Raw genomic sequence first — 20,632 nt, 5'->3', positions numbered from 1 at the left:
TTTCCCTTATTTTTCCCAGTAAATGGCTTTTTCTATTGCTACCAACAAGGCATCAATGTCTTTTTCATAAACTTCACCAATGTTTCCAATGCGGAAACAATCACTTTGCGAGACCTTGCCCGGATAAATGACAAAGCCTTGTGATTTTAAATTTTGATAAAATTGCTTGAATTGGTAATCAGGCGAATTTGGCGAATAAAATGCGGTGATAATCGGCGAATGGAGACCATCTTCTAACAATGTGGTAAAACCCAATTGACGCATACCGACCACCAGCTTATGTTGATTTTGTCGATAACGTTGAAAACGCGCGGCTACGCCACCTTCTTGAGCTAACTCTTTAAGTGCCTGGGCAAATGCTAATACCGTATGGGTTGGAGAAGTAAAACGCCATTTACCATGGAAATCTTCCATACAGCGCCACTGCGCATACAAATCTAGCGATAATGAACGGGAACGCCCTTTACAGACCTCAAGTGCATCAGCACGAGCAATGACAAAAGCAAACCCCGGAACTCCCTGAATACACTTATTTGCCGAACTAATGAGAAAATCAATGTTAAGCTCAGCAATATCCATGGGAATTCCGCCAAAACTGCTCATTGCATCCACGATATAACATTTTTGATACTGTTTCGCTAACTTCGCGATTTTCTCTATCGGGTTTAAAATCCCAGTCGTGGTTTCACAATGTACCATCGCAATATGAGTGATTTGGTTATCTTGTTGTAATAACTGCTCGACCCGTTGCAGATCAGGCAAAGCCACTTCACCACAATCATAAACACAATGGGCAACACCTAAGCCTTGGGCCATTTGTGCCATTCGAGCCCCATAGGCGCCATTACTGATAATCAAAACTTTCTCTTTATCACCGATAGCACTACCTAAAACAGCTTCAACTGCATAACTTCCACTTCCTTGAAGTAGTACCGATGAATACCCTACGTTGGCCGTTGCCAGTGCCACTAATTGTTGGCGAATATGTTGTACAACGCCTAAATTGTAATCATCATCCCATGTGCAGCTATCAAACAACATGGCTTCCTTCACCGTTTTAGATGTTGTGAGCGGTCCCGGTGTTAATAGCAAATAATTATTGTTTATCATTCAACTCACCTTTGGTCTATACCAGATTGCTATTATAATGGTCGTAGGTGATTCAAAAGGTCAAAGGAAAAGTGTGCGTGAAACAAAAAATTCATATAACTATGTATAATATGACTGAAACAATAATAGGAAATAATCATGAAATTATCAGCGGATGAAACCCCACAATACTTGCTTATCAAAGCTCAACTACAGGAAAGGATTCAAAATGGTTCGTTAAAATGTGGTGATAAACTTCCCTCTGAACGCGAACTTTGCGCCATTTTCAATACTACTCGCGTCACTATTCGCGAAAGTTTGGCACAGTTAGAATCCAGTGGAGTCATTTACCGCTCTGAACGCCGCGGTTGGTTTGTCACACCTGAGCGCCTCTGGTTAGATCCTACCCAAAATACCAATTTCCATAAACTTTGCCTTGAACAAGGTCGCCAACCGAAGACAGTCTTACTGGATGGAAAGGTCATTCCCGTTCCTCTCGAAGCGATGACTCCCTTAAAACTCCAATCATTTGAACAAATTTATTTACTCACCCGCCTACGTTTTGCGGATGACAGACCTGTTTGTTACTGTGAAAACCATTGCTTACCTGCTCGCGTTCCTGAGCTGCTACGTTACGATCTTAATGGCAGCCTAACCGAGGTATACGAAGCCCATTTCAATTTAATTTATACCAGCATGCATTTGTCTTTTTACCCAACAGCAATGCCGGCGCAAGCAGCACAAGCACTGGGGGTTACCGTTGGTCGCCCAGCCCTATTGTTGCAGCGCTTAAACTATGACCAACATGGGCGAATTTTAGATTATGATGTTGAGTACTGGCGTCATGATAGCTTGCGCATCGAAGTCGATACTTTGTGATTATTTCTGCCTATAGAAAATAATTTTAGCTATTTAGCTGCATTTCATCTTTCTGTCATATAAACCCGTTAGCGTAAAAAACATCTGGTATATACCAGAATGCATTTTACCTTAACAGGAGAAAACCATGAAACGCACCTACTTAGCTGGCCTATTAATGGCAGCCCTTTACTCTACCTCTGTTTTTGCTGCTGATGTTGTGACTGTTTACTCCGCTGATGGGCTGCACGACGGCAACAACAGTTGGTATAAAAATCAGTTCGAGGCATTTACCAAACAAACCGGTATCAAAGTACAGTATGTCGAAAGTGGTTCAGGGGCGATAGTTGAAAGGCTCGCTAAAGAGCGTACCAATCCACAAGCCGATGTGCTGATTACTGTTCCTCCCTTTATTCAACGTGCCGCAAAAAACCAGTTATTAGCTGAATTTACGCCAGAAAATGCAGCAAATATTCCTAATTCCAATCACTATTACACACCGTTAGTCAATAATTACCTGACTTTTATCTATAACGCTAAACTGCTTAAATCCCCTCCTGAAAATTGGAGTGCCCTACTCGATTCTCGCTTTAAAAATAAACTGCAATATTCAACACCGGGGCAAGCAGGTGATGGCACTGCAGTGATGCTTCAAGTTTTCCACAGTTTTAATGGCAAAGATGCCGGGTTTGATTACCTCGGCAAATTGCAAGCTAATAACGTTGGCCCATCGGCCTCCACAGGTAAGCTCACCGCACTTGTCAATAAAGGGGAACTGTATGTCGCTAATGGCGACTTACAAATGAATTTATCTCAAATGGCACGTAACCCTAATGTCCAAATTTTCTGGCCAAAAGATGCCAATGGTGAACGTAGTGCACTGGTTTTACCTTATGTTATCGGTTTAGTGAACAACGCCCCTGAAACAGAAAACGGCAAAAAGCTGATTAATTTCCTTTTAGATAAACCCTCACAAAGCCGGGTCAGTGAGCTTTCATGGGGAATGCCCGTTCGTTCAGATATCACACCATCTGACAAGCAATACCACACTGCTGTCCAAATGTTAGAAGGTGTGAAAACCTGGCAGCCAAATTGGGATGACATTGAAGTTTCCCTATCCGATGATATTTCACGTTGGCAAAAAGTCACTGATGGTGAGTAACTTGTGATGTTGATGAAACGAAAAGTCACTACAGCGATGCGACAAACCGAGCACTCAGGTATCAAACTGGAGTCTTTGCGGGTCTCCTACCACAACAGTGTGGTATTAAAACCATTAGATTTAACCATCGATCCCGGGGAAATATTGGTGTTGATTGGCCCATCAGGCTCAGGGAAAACGACGGTATTACGTGCTATTGCCGGGTTTGCTCAACCTGATAGCGGGCGCATCTTATTAGGTGATATGGATATCACCCACCTTCCTCCCTACCAACGCGGGCTTGGTATGGTCGTGCAAAACTACGCATTATTTCCCCACATGAAAGTGGAAGAAAATGTGGCATTTGGCTTACGAGCTCAAAAGCAACCTAAAGCACTCATTAATGAGCGAGTCGTTGAAGCCCTTAAAATCGTCGGAATGACGGATTACGCAACCCGCTATCCTCACCAACTTTCAGGGGGACAACAACAGCGTGTTGCAATTGCTAGAGCGATTGCCGTAAGGCCTAGAGTCCTGTTACTCGACGAACCGCTTTCCGCACTAGATGCGCAAATTCGCCATAATATGGTCGAAGAAATCGCCCGTTTACACCGCGAACTGCCTGAATTGACCATCCTTTATGTCACCCATGACCAAACTGAAGCACTCGCGCTTGGTGATAAAATTGGCATCATGAAAGAGGGCTATTTAGTGGCTCATGGGGAAAAAAATGCCTTATATCACCGCCCACCCAATTGTTTTGCTGCTGAGTTTTTAGGCCGAGCCAATATTCTAGCCGCGACAGCGCTTGGCTTTTCAACAAGCCCCAGAAAAGTCAATGTCAGTTGTGGTGGAACATTGCTGGAAGCGCATACATTGGGCATGCGAGCTGGCCCCCACAAATGGGTGTGTATCCGCCCACAACATATTACGCTAGTGCCAAACTCCAATGCCACCAACCAACTACAGGCCACATTAACATCTACTCGCTGGCAGGGGGATTTAACACATTTAATTTGTGATGTTGCAGGTGAAACCGTGAGTGTCGCCGTCACTCACTTGGTCTCACCACCTAAAATAGGTGAAAAACTCACCTTATGGTTTTCACCTGCGGATACCGTTTTAATTGGGGAATAACATGTCACATATTAGCGTGCCAAAAGGTTCATCAATAACGATAAAATCCATTTATTGGATATTGCCACCATTACTGGTGTTAGTTACGCTGTTTTTTTATCCCTTATTGTTGATAGCGCAACAAGCACTACAAAATGAGGCGGGAAAATGGGGATTGGACGCATTTTGGCAACTTATTGAGTCAAAGCGCTTTATTAATGGATTATGGAACACACTCTACATCGCCATTTTAGCCACTTTAGGTTGCCTTGTGATAGGCAGTGTCCTATCACTTATCTTAGTGTTTATTCCTTTCCCGGGAAGCCGGTTTATCACGCAAGTGATTGATACTTTTATTGCTCTACCTACATTCTTGATAACCCTCGCTTTTACCTTCATTTATGGTTCTGCAGGGCTACTCAATGGCACCTTGATAGCATTGTTTGATTTCGAATTGCCGCCCGTTGAGTTCCTTTATTCAATTCATGGCGTGATCTTAGCAGAAATTACCGTTTTTACCCCTTTGGTCATGCGTCCCCTTATGGCGGCGCTGCGCCAAATCGACAAGAGCCAGTTAGAAGCCGCAAGTATTTTAGGTGCACATCCTGCACGGGTTATCGCGCAAGTTATTTTCCCTGCAGCACTTCCCGCTCTATTAGCAGGGGGTAGCCTGTGCCTGCTGTTAACTACCAATGAATTTGGCATCGTACTGTTTATCGGAGCGAAAGGCGTCAATACCTTACCGATGATGGTCTATAGCAAGGCAATACTAGAGTCAGATTATGCAGTAGCATGCATGATTGCCTTAATTAACATCTTGCTTTCACTCGGGTTATTTTTTCTCTACAGAATGGCAACTACTCGGCTTGGGGGAAGGAATTAATGATGTTGATTTGGTCTAAAAAAGGGCGAGCAACTGCCACTATCATTGCCATCACCTTATTCAGTTTATTGTTTTTACTGCCTTTAGTGATGATTTTAATGTCAAGTTTCAGCCGCCAATGGAATGGTATTTTGCCTTCAGGGTTTACTCTTGAGCATTTTGTGAACGCGTTTAGTGGGCCAGCTTGGGACGCTATTTTATCCAGCCTAGTGGTTGGTTTTAGTGCCAGTCTATTTGCGTTGTTTTGTGGGCTTTGGGCTGCGTTAGCACTAAGAAGACATAGTGGGAAAATACAAAAGTGGCTGAGTATTGCATTTTACCTCCCTAGCGCCATTCCTTCTGTTTCTATCGGGCTTGGGATCCTTGTGGCATTCAGCCAAGGCTATTTACAGATGAACGGCACCTTTTGGATTGTATTTAGTGCCCATTTTGTGTTGATTTCAGCTTTTACTTTTAGCAATGTTTCTACTGGGTTAGCGCGTATTTCTCCCGATATAGAAAACGTGGCTTTTAGCTTAGGCGCTTCTCCTTGGTATCGTTTATGCCATGTGACCTTACCACTATTAATGCCATGGATGATTTCAGCATTGGCATTAAGCCTCTCATTGTCTTTAGGGGAACTTGGCGCCACGATGATGTTATATCCCCCCGGCTGGGCGACATTACCTGTTTCCATTTTCAGTTTAACCGATAGAGGTAATATTGCAGATGGTTCGGCACTAACGATTGTATTAGTTTCGATTACATTATTACTAATGATGAAATTAGAGAAAGTAGCGAAAAGACTTGGACAAAAATAAAAGTTGTCACGCTAAATAGCCAAGTAAGCCCTACCTACTGAGCTATTTAGCGGCTTGTGTGCTATTCCCACATATACTTATCTTTTTTTGTCCAGCCTTTGGATACCATGCATTCCAAGTAATAATTATTACGGGTGTCTTCATTGACATCAATCACATAGCTTTCCATAACTGGTGTTTGTTCTTTATAGGTTTTGTCTTTGCCACAATCATCATCTTTTTTGCATTTTTTTTCGACATAAGACATAACAGAGCGCTGTGCAACTTCATTTTTGATTGGGTACAAATGAAGGGCTTCAGGTTTACAAACTGCATTCGCCTCAGCTTGAGTGAATTTTGAGCCACCAGAAACAGGTACCCAAACAGATGAACAGCCAGAAAGAAGGAATGCCAATAGAATAAAAAGTCGTGATTTCATAATGATCATATTTAATTAAAAAGAAAAAATATCTTACTCGTACATAAAATGTGTGTAAATAAATGTACTGTATATTCAATCATGTGATTTAATTTTGGTTTAAAAAACACCAATGCTCAGCACATTTCCTATTGAGAGATACTATTTCTCCCATTTTTCAGTTAGTTCAAATATTCACCAAAACGCAAAAATAAAAAAAATGTATTTTTCTTTATGCAAACGCTTGCGTCATAGAATCAGATGCGTATAATGCGCCACAATTTGCCGGGAGAAACCATGAACGCTGCTGCTCTATTTTTTACAGAGAACACCTCCACTGCACTGCCTTCTGGCGGTCTGGACAGCCTGTTTTTCCCCTTCTTATTTATAAAAAAGCCCCTCAATGAGGGGCTTTTTTTTGGCCTATAGACCTAACATGTCTTGCTGACACAGGAGAACAACAATGCCGAACCCTTTATACCACCGCGATATCATCTCGATTAATGATTTAGACCGTTCAGATCTTGAATTAGTACTTAACGTCGCTGCTTCATTAAAAAAGCAGCCACAACCCGAGTTCCTAAAACATAAAGTTATCGCAAGCTGTTTCTTTGAGGCCTCGACACGCACGCGCTTGTCATTTGAAACAGCTATCCACCGTTTAGGCGCTTCTGTTGTTGGCTTTTCTGACAGCACCAACACCTCCCTCGGTAAAAAAGGGGAAACATTGGCCGATACTATCTCTGTTATCAGCCAATATGTGGATGCTATCGTCATGCGCCATCCGCAAGAAGGTGCCGCTCGCCTCGCTAGCCAGTTTGCAGGCCATATTCCTGTCATTAATGCAGGCGATGGCTCGAACCAGCATCCAACGCAAACATTACTCGACTTGTTTACTATCCAAGAAACGCAAGGCCGTTTAGAGAACCTACAAATTGCCATGGTCGGTGACTTAAAATATGGCAGAACCGTGCATTCTCTTACACAAGCACTGTCTAAATTTGAAGGTAATCACTTCTACTTTATTGCTCCCGAAGCGCTTTCAATGCCAAACCATATTCTGCACATCTTAGAAGAAAAAGGCGCAACCTACAGCCTGCACAATAACATTGATGAAGTGATGCCAGAACTCGACATTCTGTATATGACTCGCGTACAAAAAGAGCGTCTCGACCCTTCTGAATACGCGAATGTGAAAGCCCAATTTATTTTAAGTGCCGCTGACTTGCATTGTGCAAAACCGAATTTAAAAGTCTTACATCCATTACCTCGAGTTGATGAAATCGCGGTTGATGTAGATAGCACCCCATATGCTTACTATTTTCAACAAGCAGGAAATGGGATTTATGCAAGGCAGGCGTTGTTATCTCTGGTTTTAAATAAAGAATTAGCTATCTGAGGAGGAAATCATCATGACACACGACCATAAATTACAAGTTGAAGCAATCAGCCACGGTACAGTGATTGACCACATTCCTGCTCAAATTGGTTTCAAATTACTAAAGTTGTTTAAACTAACAAAAACAGATGAACGCATCACAATTGGCTTAAATTTGCCATCAAGCAATCTAGGTAAGAAAGACATTATCAAAATTGAAAATACCTTTTTAACCCCAGAGCAAGCTAACCAATTAGCCATGTATGCCCCTGAAGCCACTGTGAATCGCATTGAAGATTACCAAGTGGTCGAAAAGCTTGAACTCACACTGCCTCAGTATATCGACAATGTGTTAATTTGCCCAAATAGCAACTGTATTAGCCATAATGAGCCCGTATCAAGCAGTTTCCGAGTGAAAAAAATCGGCAAAGAAGTCGCACTGACGTGTAAATTCTGTGAAAAAGAGTTCGATAGAGACGCTGTGATCAATAACCAATAAGTTGTTTTTGCGTAGACTGCGGTGTTGTCTAGGTGCAATCCATGTTTATAATAGCGCCTAATACCCCATAAAGTTATACTCAAAGTCACACCAAGCCACAAACACCGCTGTGGCTTGCCACATGACGAGTATTTTCTCTTTACGTGATGAAACGGAGTAGTTATGTCATACGAAATCAATACAGAAAACGCACCAGCAGCGATCGGTCCTTACGTTCAAGGCGTAGATTTGGGTAGTATGGTTATCACATCAGGTCAAATCCCTGTTGACCCTAAAACCGGTGAAGTGCCTGAAGATATCGCAGCACAAACTCGCCAATCACTGGCTAATGTAAAAGCGATTTTAGAAAAGGCAGGCTTAAGTGCGGCCAATATCGTGAAAACAACGGTATTTGTAAAAGATTTAAATGACTTCGCGACAGTGAATGCCACCTATGAAGAGTTTTTCAAGCAACATAATGCACCATTCCCAGCTCGCTCTTGTGTTGAAGTTGCTCGTCTGCCAAAAGACGTAAAAATTGAAATCGAAGCAATCGCAGTACGTAAATAACGATTAGTTCGAGCCAAACACCCCATGCTTTGAGTGGGGTGTCTTTATTTTTCCCGCTGATTTTGTCACCCCAAACGTATTACCGTCCTCATAAAACTTCCCGATTGTACACTATAACTCTACTTTTCCCGTTTTCCGCTGATGGAAATTCGATTACACACACTTTATTTGCATGATTAAAATGAATCCTAGTAACTGAAAAGATTTATTTCCTCTGCGCTTTTGATCTTCATACAAATTATTTTTTTCTTTGTTTTAAATCAAATGTTGGCGATCTAAATAAAAGCAATATCCCACATATTGTGCTTTAATTACACCAATTGACACAACATATAGTATTTATTCACATTTTATCCACAGATTAGTACCCGTGATAAACATGGCGAATAGCTGAAGTCGTATTGTGGATAACTTAACAAGGAGAATGCCCGTGGGAACGGTTGTTATTAAAAGAGATGGTTGTCAGGTCGGTTTTGACCTTCCACGAATTCAGGAAGCCGTTAAACGCGCAGCGGCTGCTGTGAATGTTAAGGATGACGATTATTGTCTTCAGGTTGCTTCTGTCGTCACAGAACAACTTTGCAGCCGTGACCGAGTGGATATCGCTGACATTCAAGATGCGGTTGAAGACCAACTAATGGCCGGGCCTTATAAAGACTTAGCTCGTGCTTATATTGAATATCGCCACGATAGAGACAGCGAACGTGAAAAACGCAGCCAATTGACTCATGACATTCGTGGGCTAATCGAACAAAGTAACGTCTCTTTACTCAATGAAAATGCCAATAAAGACAGTAAAGTGATCCCGACACAACGCGATTTACTCGCGGGTATTGTCGCTAAACACTATGCAAAACAGCATATTTTACCAAGAGATGTCGTTATCGCACACGAACGCGGTGAAATTCACTATCATGACCTCGACTATGCACCCTTCTTTCCAATGTTTAACTGTATGTTAATTGACCTTGAAGGCATGTTAACTAACGGGTTTAAAATGGGAAATGCCGAAATAGAGCCGCCAAAGTCTATTTCAACCGCAACAGCCGTTACCGCACAAATTATTGCCCAAGTCGCGAGCCATATTTATGGGGGCACAACCATTAACCGTATTGACGAAATTTTAGCGCCATATGTCGCAATTAGCTTCGAAAAGCACCTAAAAGTCGCCAAAAAATGGGGAATTGCAGACGCAGAGGGTTATGCAAACAGTCGTACTGATAAAGAGTGTTATGACGCCTTTCAATCTTTAGAATATGAGGTTAATACACTTCACACCGCAAATGGCCAAACCCCGTTTGTTACCTTTGGTTTTGGCCTTGGAACCTCTAAAGAAGCACGGTTAATTCAGCAATCTATTCTGAAAAATCGCATTGCCGGCCTCGGTAAAAATCGTAAAACGGCAGTTTTCCCCAAACTCGTATTTGCAATTAAAGATGGTCTAAACCACAAATTAGGTGACCCTAGTTATGATATCAAACAGCTCGCTTTAGAGTGTGCCAGTAAGCGCATGTATCCCGATATTCTTAACTACGACCGTGTCGTTGATGTCACTGGGTCATTTAAAACACCAATGGGCTGCCGCAGCTTCCTGGGTGTCTATGAGGAAAATGGGCAACAAATTCACGATGGGCGCAACAATTTAGGCGTTATTAGCCTCAATTTGCCTCGTATTGCTATCGAAGCACAGGGGAGTGAAGATGCGTTTTGGGCATTACTGGATGAACGTTTAGCCATTGCCAAAAAAGCCTTAATGACTCGCATTGCCCGTTTAGAAACCGTAAAAGCACGTGTTGCCCCAATTTTGTATATGGAAGGCGCCTGCGGAGTTCGCTTAAAAGCGGATGACAACGTTGCTGAGATCTTCAAAAATGGTCGCGCGTCCATTTCGTTAGGTTACATTGGGTTGCATGAAACCATCAATGCACTTTTTGGCACACAGACCCATGTCTATGATGACGAAAAATTACGTGAAAAAGCTGTCGAAATTGTCAACCACTTACGCCAAGCTACCGATGAATGGAAAGCCCAAACAGGCTATGGTTTCAGTTTATACAGCACACCAAGTGAAAACCTATGTGACCGCTTCTGCCGTCTCGATACCGCTGAATTTGGTGTGATACAAGGTGTTACCGACAAAGGTTACTATACAAACAGCTTCCACCTAGATGTTGAAAAACAGGTGAATCCTTACGATAAAATTGATTTTGAAGCGCCTTACCCTGCACTCGCGAATGGCGGTTTTATCTGTTATGGCGAATATCCAAACTTACAACATAATGTTAGAGCCTTAGAAGACGTGTGGGACTACAGCTATCAACATGTGCCTTATTATGGTACTAACACACCCATTGATGAGTGCTATGAATGTGGTTTTTCCGGTGAGTTTTCCTGCACCAGTAAAGGCTTTACCTGTCCTGCTTGTGGTAACCATGATACTAACCGAGTTTCGGTTATCCGCCGTGTGTGTGGCTATTTAGGCAGCCCAGATGCAAGGCCATTTAATGCAGGTAAACAAGAAGAAGTAAAACGCCGCATTAAGCATTTAGGTAACGGCCAAATAGGTTAATACTATGAATTATCACCAATATTATCCTGTCGATGTCGTCAATGGCCCCGGAACTCGCTGTACACTGTTTGTAGCAGGGTGTGTTCATCAATGCCGTGGTTGTTACAATCAAAGTACATGGCGAGTAGATTCAGGCGTGCCATTCACCCAAGAAATGGAAGATCAAATTATCCAAGATTTGCAAGACTCGCGTATCCGTCGGCAAGGGCTTTCCCTCTCCGGCGGAGACCCGCTACACCCAGCCAATTTGCCTGCGGTGCTCAAGTTAGTAAAACGCGTAAAAGCCGTCTGCCCAGATAAGGATATTTGGTTATGGACAGGATACATATTGAGTGATTTGACGCTTGAACAACAAAAAGTGATGAGTTTAGTTAATACCGTAATTGACGGTAAATTTGAGCAGGATTTACATGACCCACGCTTAATTTGGCGCGGTAGCTCCAATCAAGTGATCCACAAATTGCGTTAAATTTGGCATTCCCAATGTAGTTTGGTACCAAAACCTAATTTGTTATCGACCATTTTGACATTCCGCAAGTGGAGCTGCCAAACAGGCAGTTTCGCTACTAATGCCACAGGAAAACGACGACAGTAAAAACCGCGGGCAAGCCGTTCTTCCTCACCTTCTAATATTTTAATTTCACCTGTAAATTGAATACCTTGTATTGCATTAACGGCTTTGGTTTGCGCTGATATTGTGCCAGCCACTTGCGGGTTAGCCACCATCAATTGCCCATGCCTTGAATTCGCGTCTGTCATTAAAACCAGGCACATCGTTTTCGCATCAAATGCATAGTAACAACTGGCAGGCCAGATATCATTGTTATGGTGAGTAAAAAGAGAGAAAACGTGTTGGCGGGCAATATAGCGTTGGATGTGTTTTAAAGTTTGTTCAGGCGTCATAGCGGTTTCCATATAAACCCGTTCAGAACAAGCTTTCGGGGTATTCCCCTTAAGCTTGCTTAAACTGTTCTGAACGTAGGCATAAAATTCGCTATTACTATACTCTAACTAGCTGAAATATTAACCTAAATATTTTAGGCCTATACGCCAACTAAATTCGAGTATTTACTCTAAATAATTCGAGTTGTAGCTAGGCGGCAAGTGAACGAGGCGCTAGGAACATACATAAGTATGTGACTAGTGCGAATGAACGTGGCCAACAACGCTACGGCTCGAAGTATGACGAATAAACTGGCTTTTTAGACTATCTAACCCAAATCTTTACTCTAAATAATTCGAGTTGTAGCTAGGCGGCAAGTGAACGAGGCGCTAGGAGCATACATAAGTATGTGACTAGTGCGAATGAACGCGGCCAACAACGCTACGGCTCGAAGTATGACGAGTAAATATGACGAATAGGATTATTTATAGATAGCCGCAGTACCATTCATAGAATTCTCACCACCAGCAGAAATCACACGGAATGAAGTTGCACCAGCTTCATCAGCTTTTTTGGCTAATTGTGCGGTCAGGTCATTGACACTCACTGCACCTGTTACTGAGACATAACCCGCAGCTGGCTGACTAGTATGTTGAACTTCCTCAGCAGCCATTGAACCGAATGATACAGCACCTAAAGCTAAAGCAGCAGCAAATAATGTTGATTTTTTCATTGTATATTCCTTCTTGTAAACTTGATTTTTAGTTGGGATTTTTACTGTCCCTCTGTGATATGGATCATATTATGCGCTTTAGTTTGAAAAGAAAATTAGCTAATTTTGCTATAGTTATTCAAATAATTTGAATCATAACTTAGATTGAGGTTACAAATTTGTGACACTTTCATATCATTTTTTATTTAAATTTTAATATGTTATAAATATCTTACTTAACGAACATATTCGTTGTTCACCTAATATTTTTCCCTTATAAATCAGCACAGAATGATAAAAACGACACTAAATAATAGCCAATTAAAACAAAATGACTGGTATCTTTACTTGGTGAGAGCGAAAAATAACGCCTTGTATTGTGGTATCACCACCAATGTGCAACGTCGTTTTGAGCAACATAAGGCAGGAACAGGGGCAAAAGCATTGAAAGGAAAAATGCCACTGACATTGGCATTCTCGTGTTTTATTGGTTCTCGTTCAGCAGCGTCGAAAATAGAATATCAAGTTAAACAACTGAATAAAAAAACAAAAGAAAGGCTGGTCATAGACCAGCCCGATGACTTAGTTAACTACTTAGCTAACTATAAATTATTGAAGTGTGAAGAGTAAGTCACCAAACCTTGGTGTTCTCCAATTTCCCCATTCTCTAAGCCACAAACCAAAAAATGAGCTTGTTGTTCAGGCCATTGGCAGCTTATACCGTGGCTTGCTGCGGGTTCAAAACCGAAACGCGAATAGTAGCGTTCATCTCCCAGTACAACAACCGCACCATAACCAAACTCATTGAGGCTATCTAACCCTTCATAGACCAGTTTTTCTGCAATCCCTTGGCCTTGATGCGCCTTATTTACCGCTAATGGTGCAAGACCAACCCATTGCACGTCTTCATCGTTAACGTCGACAGGCGTGAAGCCAACATAGCCAATCACTTCACCATCATCATTTGTTGCCACAACCCCGAGAGTTAGCAAGCCATCCTCACGTAAATGTTGAACAAGATTAGCTTCTGCTTCAGTTGGAAACGTTTCACGCAATAATTTATCAATACCCATTGCGTCGACAGGGATTTCAACTCGAATTAGCATGAAGTTAACGCAGGCGATTTATGCTCTACGTCCTCACTCTCATGCACGGTTTTAATTACATCTGCCAATTGTAATAAAGCAAAACGCAACGGAGCTGGCATGTTTTCGAGTTCAAAGGCATCCATTAAGTTTTTCACATAGAGGCCAAGCTCTGTATCCCCTTCAATCACCAACCTACGTTGGAAAAAGAGCGTATCAGGGTCTTCTTTACGCGCGGCGATCAGTACTAGATCATTCGCATTACCACTCACACTAACATCAGCCTCTGCATGCTGTTTGACGGACAGTTGGCCACCTTGCAAACTGATAAACCAGACTAACGCTAAGTCACGAACTTCAACCTTTAGCCATTTGTCTTCGAGAAAATCAAGTTCCCCTTCCTTCACTGATTCACGAAATTGCCAGCTTAGCAATTGCTCGAGAACTTGGCGCTGCAATGCGAATGGGGTTACTTTTAAAGGCAGTTTCAAAAATGAAGGGCCTTTCGTGATGAGTTGAGAACGAATTTTACCTAACACAGTACTGACTCCCATAGTAATTGTCTGCCCGTTTTCGTGTAACTACTTAACAGCAGTAGCAGCTCGAATTATTTAGGGTAACATATTGCATATTTAGACGATTAAATTTTCGACGCTAATAACCCCATTTATTGAAGTCATTAACCTAACATTTGACTCACGATAAGTTATCTTGCCAAAAAATGATATTATTGGCTTGATCCTATATCAATTTTTGCCCATCCCGCCAATATTTATTTCTCACTTCCCATGGATAAAAAATTATCGCTAATTACTCATCCACTCCAATAAACGATCAAAAATTAGTCATAAATAATTCATATACCCTATTTATAAAACTTATCCTCTTTCATTTGGTAAAGTTGCTTTATTACCCACCAGCCCCCTTATTTCCCTATCGACCTTAATTAACGAATACTGATATCCATTAACAATTTCTCTGCTCTAAATCAAAATCTATAACAGTTCTGTTGACTAGAATATCAGCTGTTAAATTTTACACAGGGATAGGACAATGGAATTACTCTGCCCCGCAGGGAATTTGCCCGCTTTAAAAGCGGCGGTCGATAACGGCGCTGATGCCGTTTATATTGGACTAAAAAATGATACCAATGCACGGCATTTCGCAGGGCTCAATTTTACTGAAAAAAAACTGCATGAAGCTGAGCGTTATATCCATAACCGTAAACGAAAATTACATATTGCGATTAATACGTTTGCACATCCTAATGGTTACGAACGTTGGCAAAACTCCGTCGATCTTGCTGCAGATCTCGGTGCTGATGCCTTGATCTTAGCCGATATTGCCATGTTAGAGTACGCTGCCAATAAATACCCGCATATTGAAAGGCACGTTTCTGTCCAAGCCTCAGCAACCAACACTGAAGCCATCCGCTTCTATGAACGTAATTTCCAAGTCCACCGTGTTGTCCTTCCACGTGTGCTATCTATTCACCAAGTAAAACAGTTAGCCAAAAATAGCTCTGTCCCACTGGAAGTGTTTGCTTTTGGTAGTTTATGTATCATGGCTGAAGGGCGCTGTTATCTGTCTTCTTATCTCACAGGTGAGTCACCAAATACGGTAGGCGCATGCTCTCCAGCCCGTTTTGTTCGTTGGCAACAAACGGAGGAAGGAATGGAATCACGCCTCAATAATGTGTTGATAGACCGTTACCAAAAAGATGAAAATGCAGGCTACCCAACGCTATGTAAAGGACGTTATCTTGTCGATGAACAGAAATATCATGTCCTTGAAGAGCCCACTAGCCTCAACACCATTGAATTGTTACCTGAACTGATGGCAGCAAATATTGCCTCTGTCAAAATTGAAGGCCGCCAGCGCAGCCCTGCTTACGTGACTGAAGTGACGCGTATTTGGCGCCAAGCCATCGACCGCTACAAATCCAACCCTAACAGCTTTGTCACTGACCCGAAATGGCTAAAAGCGTTAGGCGGGCTTTCTGAAGGAAGCCAAACCACATTGGGTGCCTATCATCGTAAATGGCAGTAATTTAAAAGGTAAATATCATGCAGTACTCGTTAGGATCTATTCTTTATTACTGGCCAAAACAAACGCTGGAAGATTTTTATCAACACGCCATGCAAAGTGACGCTGATATTATTTATCTCGGTGAGACGGTATGTAGTAAACGTCGTGAAATGAAGCCCAATGACTGGATAGAACTCGCGCAACAGCTTGCCAAGAGCGGCAAACAAATTGTCCTGAGTACCCTTGCTCTCCTTCAAGCACCTTCAGAACTTAAAGAGATCAGCAAGTTAGTGGATAATGGCGAGTTTCTCGTTGAAGCCCATGATTTTGGTGTGATCAACATGTTAGTCGAAAGAAACCTTCCTTTTGTCGCTGGCCACGGTTTGAATTGCTATAACGCACAAACCTTAAATATTCTCTTACGCCAAGGTATGGTGCGCTGGTGTATGCCTGTAGAGCTTTCCCGAGATTGGCTAGTCAACTTACTCCACCAGTGCGATGACATCGGTATTCGTGGCAAATTTGATGTTGAAGTAATGAGCTACGGCCACTTACCACTTGCCTATTCCGCACGCTGCTTTACTGCACGCTCTGAAAATAAGCAAAAAGACGAATGCGAAACTTGTTGTATAAACTACCCACAAGGGCGCAAGGTGCTTTCTCAAGAACATCAACAGGTGTTTACCTTGAATGGTATTCAAACGCTCAGTGGCGCTTGCTATAACCTTGGCAATGATCTGCATTCAATGCATGACCTTGTAGATATTGTACGCATTTCTCCTGAAGGTATTGAGTCACTTGAGATATTCAAGCAATTTAAAGCAAATGAAAATGGGGATATTCCATTGAATATTTCAGATAAAAACTGCAATGGTTATTGGCGACAAATTGCAGGATTGTCGATGGTGCCTTAAATCAATTACCCACCTCATAACCGTCTATCCTCAGGTAGTTATGAGGTAAATAAAATGATTGATATAGACCCAAGCACCGTTTCTTGACGTGCAAAATCCCGCCTTACCGAATGCAGCCAAACAACTATCCCTGCAGCTATACGTGATGCCTATCAAGTATTTGCCTCAATGCTAAGTACAGGGACCCCTCCTGATGACTGGGAAACCTTAAGCCAAGAAGCAAAAATGACAACAAAGCCGTTGATCCTAACTCAGCAATAGGTTTCCTACTCAAAAATAACGGTTAATGCCGATGCCTGCGCCAACGGTTAAACATATGGCTAATATGGCGTAACTCCCCATCTCTTAACATACCAATGAATACCCCAATAACCGTGTAAATAACGCCTAAAATCAACATCATCACGATATCCATGAGTACATCACTAAACGGTAGTCCCATTTGGTTAAGGCCTGCCATGGCGTTTGTAGCCCATGTTGATGGCAATGCAGAGGCAATCATACGTACCCAATCAGGCATCGCCTGTAGTGGCCAGATCGTGCCTGACATATAAAACACTGGGGTGGTAATAAATGCCAAAGTTAAGTAAATCATCTCAACACTACGCAAACATTCCGTCACCAACTTGCCAAGCCCTAAAACAGCCAATAGGAATGGGAACGTGAACATCCAAATCACATACAATGGCGCTTCTTGTCGGTAGCCCAATACCCATGGCCAAAGCGCGAAAAATACAGTGGATAAAAATAACCAGATCGGAATTAAAGCAGATAACGCCCCTAAATAAACGGCTAATGGCGGCTTTCCTTTAGGTGTAGAACGTACCGCGATACTGACTCGTACACAGGCAATCAGTAAGGAGTGCTGCAATAACATCACCAATAAACCAGGAAAAACAATCGCTGCAAAGCTGATCCCTGGGTTATACAATGGCTCAGTTTCACTGCGGATAGGGGTAATAATCACTTTAGCCTGCTCTTGGCTATAACCGGCTTTAGTGAGTAATTGGGTGTTATAAGCATTGAGTAGGGTTTGGTAGGCTTTTGATAACTCTTGCTGAATTTGCCCGCTCGCTAGCCGGTTGGTTCCATCTCCATACACTGGCACCGTGATATTTTTACCGCTCAATAAATGTTGTTGAAAATCCGCTGGAATGATAATTATTGCAAATAGCTTTCTCGCAATCATATCTTGACGTGCTTGAGCAAGGTTATCATAACTTTGCAATTCTACTTTCGGTGTCGCATCGAGGTCACGGATTAACTCGCGGCTTGCTGTGCTGTGGTCCATATCAATCACAGCAACAGGTAAATCCCAAAGAACCGGCTTTGCATAAACTAAGCTCATGACGCACAGAGAAACCAATAATAATAGCCACATCGGTTTTTCCAGCATTCCCAGCAGCACTTTACGAAAGGTTGCAAAATAGATAGCCATCAGACAACCCCTCCTTGGTTTTCTAACCGTTTGACTAAACGCTTACGAATTAAAAAGCCAATTACAAATGGGTAAATCAATAAGAATAGACACACTTGCACAATGCGAGCAAAGGAAATTTCCCGCAAGAAAATATCAAACATGGCATTTAATGTATGTGTAAGTGGTTCAATATTCGAAATAATTTGTGCAGGCAATATCATTGACAGTTCCGGTACCGCCATCCCCGAAAAGGCCAAAGCGATACTCACCAGCATCCCTATCAAGCTATACGCCATAATGGCACTTGAGGTAAAACTAAACAGCAATAAACCAATACTCTGCGCTGCTATGACATAGAAAAACCCTAATATAATCATATACAACGGATTTCCTACCACTTTAGCATCAAAAATAGTGACTAATGCCGCAATCTCTACAGCAAGTAATGTACTGAAAAATAAGGTATAAGGGGCTAATTTCCCAAGTAGCGCCATCACAAACGGCTTAACGCTTTGTAAGGTAGAGCCTCGTGACATCGTATAGATTGTTGCTGTAACAACAAATAACTGCAGCATATGAATAGTTGCAGCAAACTGTTGATAATAAATATAACTACCGCTCGGGTTGAATAAACTGTCATAAGAAAGTGTCACTTGGGCTAACGGAGGTAACGCCTTTCCCATTGACTTGGCCATTTCTTGGCGATACTTCGCATTCAACTCTGCCACTAACCCACTAAAATCTTGAATCGCATAACTGCCTGATGCATAGAAGAGCGCATTATAATACATACGTAACTCAGGTTGACGCCCCCGTAAGACATCTTCTTCGAAGTTATGAGGAATGTACAATAACGCGTAATCTTTTGAACTACCTAGTCTTTTTAATGATGTACTGAGATTGTCATCAATGGTTTTCACATCCGCATGTGGACCCGCATCGAGGTCACGAATAATTTGCCGAGACACTGGGCTATGGTTATTGTCCACCACAGAAACGGGTAAATCCATCAATGTCCCCTCTGAAAAGTTAGCACTAACTAACGTAAACAGCATTAATGGAAACAGCCAGCTTAACCAATGAAAAACAGGGCTACGAATAGCCATTTGGGTTTCACGGCTAAAGGCGTGCTCAAAACCGTGCCAAGCGAACTTAAATTTCATGGCAACACCTTTTACTTATCCCAGTGCCATAACACACTCATACCAGGCCTTAGCCCTTCAATCGGCTCTACAGGGTATAAACGAATTTCAAATGTTTTTAAATCGAAGTCACCGGTTGCACGAGTCGCTCGTTTTGTCGCATAGTCACCTTTCGGTGCGATATAGCGAACCTCAGCCTCAATTAACTTATTCCCCAAGGCAGGCACATCAAGTTGCACTTTGTCGCCTTTTTTCACATCAACTAAAATATCTTCACGCAAGTTATAGACAAAATAAGCTTGAGGAAGTCGAATTAATGAAATTAAAGGACTACCGGCATTGAAAAGTTCACCTATTTCAGCAGGAATAGGGCCAACTTCGCCATCTACAGGGGCTTTTACTTGCAAGTCATCAATTTGTACTTGGATTTCAGCAAGTTTATGCTCTGCTTGTTGTAATGCCGCTTCATATTGTTGGCGTTGCTCTATGCGGTCACCATGTAAGCCCTCATCTAAGCGCGCTTTTGCACTTTGCACTTGCGAAAAAGCCACATCTTTGGCTTTACGTGCATTATCAAGTTCATTCGCGGAAACATACCCTTTACCTTTCAAATTACTCAAACGAGCATATTCACGAGATGCATTTTGATATTGAGAATTGGCTTGTGATAATGAGGCTTGTAAATCGCGGATGGTTTCAACACGAGTCCCATTCATGGATTGTTCTAGTTGCGCTTTTGCTTGGTCTCTCGCGGATTTCGATGCTTCATATTGCGCTTGCAGTTCTGGGCTCTCTAGGGTTATCAGTAATTGCCCTTGTTTGACATCATCGCCACGCTCTACGTGGCGTTCAATCACTCGTCCTTTTGCCTTCGAGGTGACGATGACCTCAGGTGCATCCACCTCTCCCTGTAACAATAAATATTGGTTATGGGAATGAAAAAGTGCCGCTGCTGCGATTAAGATAAGCATCAGCAAAATCAGTGCTATTGTTCTTTTTTTCATTATTTATGTGAACCTTAAATAATAACGGGGGAAACTATTATCCCTAGAGTATGACAAGAAAGTTAAATACAGCGTTAATAAATTCGTGCGCAAGATCACGAAAAGGTAGGACATTGACTAATATTGGAGCGATTTCTGCCTTATGTCAAATAATGATGAGTGTAC

Annotated in this window: 23 protein-coding genes; 14 read left to right on the top strand and 9 right to left on the bottom strand. The window is 42.2% G+C overall.

Annotated features, from left to right (window positions below):
• Positions 1-6 precede the first annotated feature (6 nt).
• Complete coding sequence (gene phnW / locus PSF28_RS10725; RefSeq protein WP_272685035.1) at positions 7-1,110, bottom strand: 2-aminoethylphosphonate--pyruvate transaminase; 1,104 nt, start codon at positions 1,108-1,110, stop codon at positions 7-9.
• Positions 1,111-1,248: 138 nt separating this feature from the next.
• Between phnW and phnR the strand changes: the two genes are divergently transcribed.
• The 5 genes from phnR to phnV all read left to right on the top strand — a co-directional run bounded on the left by phnR (position 1,249) and on the right by phnV (position 5,887).
• Positions 1,249-1,968 (top strand): phosphonate utilization transcriptional regulator PhnR, encoded by a 720-nt coding sequence (gene phnR / locus PSF28_RS10720; protein ID WP_004907519.1) that lies wholly within the window; start codon positions 1,249-1,251, stop codon positions 1,966-1,968.
• A 127-nt stretch (positions 1,969-2,095) separates the two neighbouring features.
• Entirely contained in the window at positions 2,096-3,109 is a 1,014-nt protein-coding gene (phnS, locus tag PSF28_RS10715) for a 2-aminoethylphosphonate ABC transporter substrate-binding protein (RefSeq protein ID WP_210835634.1), read from the top strand.
• 6 nt (positions 3,110-3,115) lie between these two features.
• Positions 3,116-4,225 carry a 2-aminoethylphosphonate ABC transport system ATP-binding subunit PhnT gene (gene phnT, locus PSF28_RS10710; protein WP_272685039.1) on the top strand — a complete coding sequence of 370 codons (1,110 nt, stop codon included), beginning with the start codon at positions 3,116-3,118 and terminating at the stop codon, positions 4,223-4,225.
• Between the two features lies 1 nt (position 4,226).
• Positions 4,227-5,087 (top strand): 2-aminoethylphosphonate ABC transporter permease subunit, encoded by an 861-nt coding sequence (gene phnU / locus PSF28_RS10705; RefSeq protein WP_272685034.1) that lies wholly within the window; start codon positions 4,227-4,229, stop codon positions 5,085-5,087.
• Between the two features lie 2 nt (positions 5,088-5,089).
• Positions 5,090-5,887, top strand: coding sequence for a 2-aminoethylphosphonate ABC transport system, membrane component PhnV (phnV, locus tag PSF28_RS10700; protein ID WP_210835638.1), 798 nt, complete (start codon positions 5,090-5,092; stop codon positions 5,885-5,887).
• 61 nt (positions 5,888-5,948) lie between these two features.
• Here the strand turns inward: phnV and PSF28_RS10695 are convergent, their stop codons facing one another.
• Positions 5,949-6,305 (bottom strand): hypothetical protein, encoded by a 357-nt coding sequence (locus tag PSF28_RS10695; protein WP_036958764.1) that lies wholly within the window; start codon positions 6,303-6,305, stop codon positions 5,949-5,951.
• A gap of 276 nt (positions 6,306-6,581) precedes the next feature.
• Between PSF28_RS10695 and PSF28_RS10690 the strand changes: the two genes are divergently transcribed.
• The 6 genes from PSF28_RS10690 (at position 6,582) to nrdG (ending at position 11,748) form a co-directional block, all read left to right on the top strand.
• Positions 6,582-6,713 carry a hypothetical protein gene (locus tag PSF28_RS10690; protein WP_272664528.1) on the top strand — a complete coding sequence of 44 codons (132 nt, stop codon included), beginning with the start codon at positions 6,582-6,584 and terminating at the stop codon, positions 6,711-6,713.
• Between the two features lie 34 nt (positions 6,714-6,747).
• Complete coding sequence (gene pyrB / locus PSF28_RS10685) at positions 6,748-7,683, top strand: aspartate carbamoyltransferase (protein ID WP_004907510.1); 936 nt, start codon at positions 6,748-6,750, stop codon at positions 7,681-7,683.
• A 13-nt stretch (positions 7,684-7,696) separates the two neighbouring features.
• Complete coding sequence (gene pyrI, locus PSF28_RS10680) at positions 7,697-8,161, top strand: aspartate carbamoyltransferase regulatory subunit (protein WP_004907509.1); 465 nt, start codon at positions 7,697-7,699, stop codon at positions 8,159-8,161.
• A gap of 162 nt (positions 8,162-8,323) precedes the next feature.
• A complete protein-coding gene (gene ridA, locus PSF28_RS10675; protein WP_004907508.1) occupies positions 8,324-8,710 on the top strand; it encodes a 2-iminobutanoate/2-iminopropanoate deaminase in 387 nt (128 codons plus the stop codon).
• A gap of 430 nt (positions 8,711-9,140) precedes the next feature.
• Positions 9,141-11,279, top strand: a complete 2,139-nt coding sequence (gene nrdD / locus PSF28_RS10670; protein ID WP_272685033.1) for an anaerobic ribonucleoside-triphosphate reductase — start codon at positions 9,141-9,143, stop codon at positions 11,277-11,279.
• A gap of 4 nt (positions 11,280-11,283) precedes the next feature.
• Positions 11,284-11,748 carry an anaerobic ribonucleoside-triphosphate reductase-activating protein gene (nrdG, locus tag PSF28_RS10665; RefSeq protein WP_272685032.1) on the top strand — a complete coding sequence of 155 codons (465 nt, stop codon included), beginning with the start codon at positions 11,284-11,286 and terminating at the stop codon, positions 11,746-11,748.
• Here the strand turns inward: nrdG and PSF28_RS10660 are convergent.
• Together PSF28_RS10660 and bhsA are read right to left on the bottom strand one after the other, a co-directional pair.
• The gene (locus tag PSF28_RS10660) at positions 11,745-12,182 is read right to left on the bottom strand and encodes a YhbP family protein (RefSeq protein ID WP_109912171.1); all 438 of its coding nucleotides are present in this window, start codon (positions 12,180-12,182) and stop codon (positions 11,745-11,747) included. The two genes, nrdG and PSF28_RS10660, sit on opposite strands and share 4 nt — an antisense overlap.
• Before the next feature lie 461 nt (positions 12,183-12,643).
• Positions 12,644-12,895 carry a multiple stress resistance protein BhsA gene (gene bhsA, locus PSF28_RS10655; protein ID WP_210835644.1) on the bottom strand — a complete coding sequence of 84 codons (252 nt, stop codon included), beginning with the start codon at positions 12,893-12,895 and terminating at the stop codon, positions 12,644-12,646.
• 270 nt (positions 12,896-13,165) lie between these two features.
• Between bhsA and PSF28_RS10650 the strand changes: the two genes are divergently transcribed.
• A complete protein-coding gene (locus PSF28_RS10650; protein ID WP_210835651.1) occupies positions 13,166-13,504 on the top strand; it encodes a GIY-YIG nuclease family protein in 339 nt (112 codons plus the stop codon).
• Here the strand turns inward: PSF28_RS10650 and PSF28_RS10645 are convergent.
• Together PSF28_RS10645 and ubiT are read right to left on the bottom strand one after the other, a co-directional pair.
• On the bottom strand, positions 13,477-13,980 hold the full coding sequence (locus tag PSF28_RS10645; RefSeq protein WP_004907498.1) for a GNAT family N-acetyltransferase: 504 nt from the start codon (positions 13,978-13,980) through the stop codon (positions 13,477-13,479). The genes PSF28_RS10650 and PSF28_RS10645 overlap by 28 nt on opposite strands.
• Positions 13,974-14,498: a ubiquinone anaerobic biosynthesis accessory factor UbiT gene (gene ubiT, locus PSF28_RS10640; RefSeq protein WP_004907497.1), complete on the bottom strand. Its 525-nt coding sequence runs from the start codon at positions 14,496-14,498 to the stop codon at positions 13,974-13,976. The genes PSF28_RS10645 and ubiT overlap by 7 nt, the downstream gene beginning before the upstream one ends.
• A gap of 514 nt (positions 14,499-15,012) precedes the next feature.
• On the opposite strand from ubiT, the gene ubiU reads away from it, so the two are divergent.
• Together ubiU and PSF28_RS10630 are read left to right on the top strand one after the other, a co-directional pair.
• Entirely contained in the window at positions 15,013-16,008 is a 996-nt protein-coding gene (gene ubiU, locus PSF28_RS10635; protein WP_272685031.1) for a ubiquinone anaerobic biosynthesis protein UbiU, read from the top strand.
• A 17-nt stretch (positions 16,009-16,025) separates the two neighbouring features.
• Entirely contained in the window at positions 16,026-16,901 is an 876-nt protein-coding gene (locus PSF28_RS10630) for a U32 family peptidase (RefSeq protein WP_210835654.1), read from the top strand.
• A 283-nt stretch (positions 16,902-17,184) separates the two neighbouring features.
• Here the strand turns inward: PSF28_RS10630 and PSF28_RS10625 are convergent, their stop codons facing one another.
• The 3 genes from PSF28_RS10625 to PSF28_RS10615 are packed head-to-tail and all read right to left on the bottom strand — an operon-like array spanning position 17,185 to position 20,467.
• Positions 17,185-18,339, bottom strand: a complete 1,155-nt coding sequence (locus PSF28_RS10625) for an ABC transporter permease (RefSeq protein ID WP_272685030.1) — start codon at positions 18,337-18,339, stop codon at positions 17,185-17,187.
• On the bottom strand, positions 18,339-19,484 hold the full coding sequence (locus PSF28_RS10620) for an ABC transporter permease (protein ID WP_210835656.1): 1,146 nt from the start codon (positions 19,482-19,484) through the stop codon (positions 18,339-18,341). The genes PSF28_RS10625 and PSF28_RS10620 overlap by 1 nt, the downstream gene beginning before the upstream one ends.
• Before the next feature lie 11 nt (positions 19,485-19,495).
• Positions 19,496-20,467, bottom strand: a complete 972-nt coding sequence (locus PSF28_RS10615; RefSeq protein ID WP_004907488.1) for an HlyD family secretion protein — start codon at positions 20,465-20,467, stop codon at positions 19,496-19,498.
• Positions 20,468-20,632: the final 165 nt, after the last annotated feature.

This window comes from Providencia sp. PROV130 (genome assembly GCF_028482225.1).
In the GTDB taxonomy this organism is placed as follows: domain Bacteria; phylum Pseudomonadota; class Gammaproteobacteria; order Enterobacterales; family Enterobacteriaceae; genus Providencia; species Providencia rettgeri.
Note: the sequence above shows the minus strand (reverse complement) of the source record. Positions and strands in the feature narration are given on the sequence as shown.

Coding starts and splice junctions, on each gene's coding strand:
- phnW (WP_272685035.1), bottom strand. CDS start 1,110: ATGATAAACAATAATTATTTGCTATTAACACCGGGACCGCTCACAACA.
- phnR (WP_004907519.1), top strand. CDS start 1,249: ATGAAATTATCAGCGGATGAAACCCCACAATACTTGCTTATCAAAGCT.
- phnS (WP_210835634.1), top strand. CDS start 2,096: ATGAAACGCACCTACTTAGCTGGCCTATTAATGGCAGCCCTTTACTCT.
- phnT (WP_272685039.1), top strand. CDS start 3,116: ATGTTGATGAAACGAAAAGTCACTACAGCGATGCGACAAACCGAGCAC.
- phnU (WP_272685034.1), top strand. CDS start 4,227: ATGTCACATATTAGCGTGCCAAAAGGTTCATCAATAACGATAAAATCC.
- phnV (WP_210835638.1), top strand. CDS start 5,090: ATGTTGATTTGGTCTAAAAAAGGGCGAGCAACTGCCACTATCATTGCC.
- PSF28_RS10695 (WP_036958764.1), bottom strand. CDS start 6,305: ATGAAATCACGACTTTTTATTCTATTGGCATTCCTTCTTTCTGGCTGT.
- PSF28_RS10690 (WP_272664528.1), top strand. CDS start 6,582: ATGAACGCTGCTGCTCTATTTTTTACAGAGAACACCTCCACTGCACTG.
- pyrB (WP_004907510.1), top strand. CDS start 6,748: ATGCCGAACCCTTTATACCACCGCGATATCATCTCGATTAATGATTTA.
- pyrI (WP_004907509.1), top strand. CDS start 7,697: ATGACACACGACCATAAATTACAAGTTGAAGCAATCAGCCACGGTACA.
- ridA (WP_004907508.1), top strand. CDS start 8,324: ATGTCATACGAAATCAATACAGAAAACGCACCAGCAGCGATCGGTCCT.
- nrdG (WP_272685032.1), top strand. CDS start 11,284: ATGAATTATCACCAATATTATCCTGTCGATGTCGTCAATGGCCCCGGA.
- PSF28_RS10660 (WP_109912171.1), bottom strand. CDS start 12,182: ATGACGCCTGAACAAACTTTAAAACACATCCAACGCTATATTGCCCGC.
- bhsA (WP_210835644.1), bottom strand. CDS start 12,895: ATGAAAAAATCAACATTATTTGCTGCTGCTTTAGCTTTAGGTGCTGTA.
- PSF28_RS10650 (WP_210835651.1), top strand. CDS start 13,166: ATGATAAAAACGACACTAAATAATAGCCAATTAAAACAAAATGACTGG.
- PSF28_RS10645 (WP_004907498.1), bottom strand. CDS start 13,980: ATGCTAATTCGAGTTGAAATCCCTGTCGACGCAATGGGTATTGATAAA.
- ubiU (WP_272685031.1), top strand. CDS start 15,013: ATGGAATTACTCTGCCCCGCAGGGAATTTGCCCGCTTTAAAAGCGGCG.
- PSF28_RS10630 (WP_210835654.1), top strand. CDS start 16,026: ATGCAGTACTCGTTAGGATCTATTCTTTATTACTGGCCAAAACAAACG.
- PSF28_RS10625 (WP_272685030.1), bottom strand. CDS start 18,339: ATGGCTATCTATTTTGCAACCTTTCGTAAAGTGCTGCTGGGAATGCTG.
- PSF28_RS10620 (WP_210835656.1), bottom strand. CDS start 19,484: ATGAAATTTAAGTTCGCTTGGCACGGTTTTGAGCACGCCTTTAGCCGT.
- PSF28_RS10615 (WP_004907488.1), bottom strand. CDS start 20,467: ATGAAAAAAAGAACAATAGCACTGATTTTGCTGATGCTTATCTTAATC.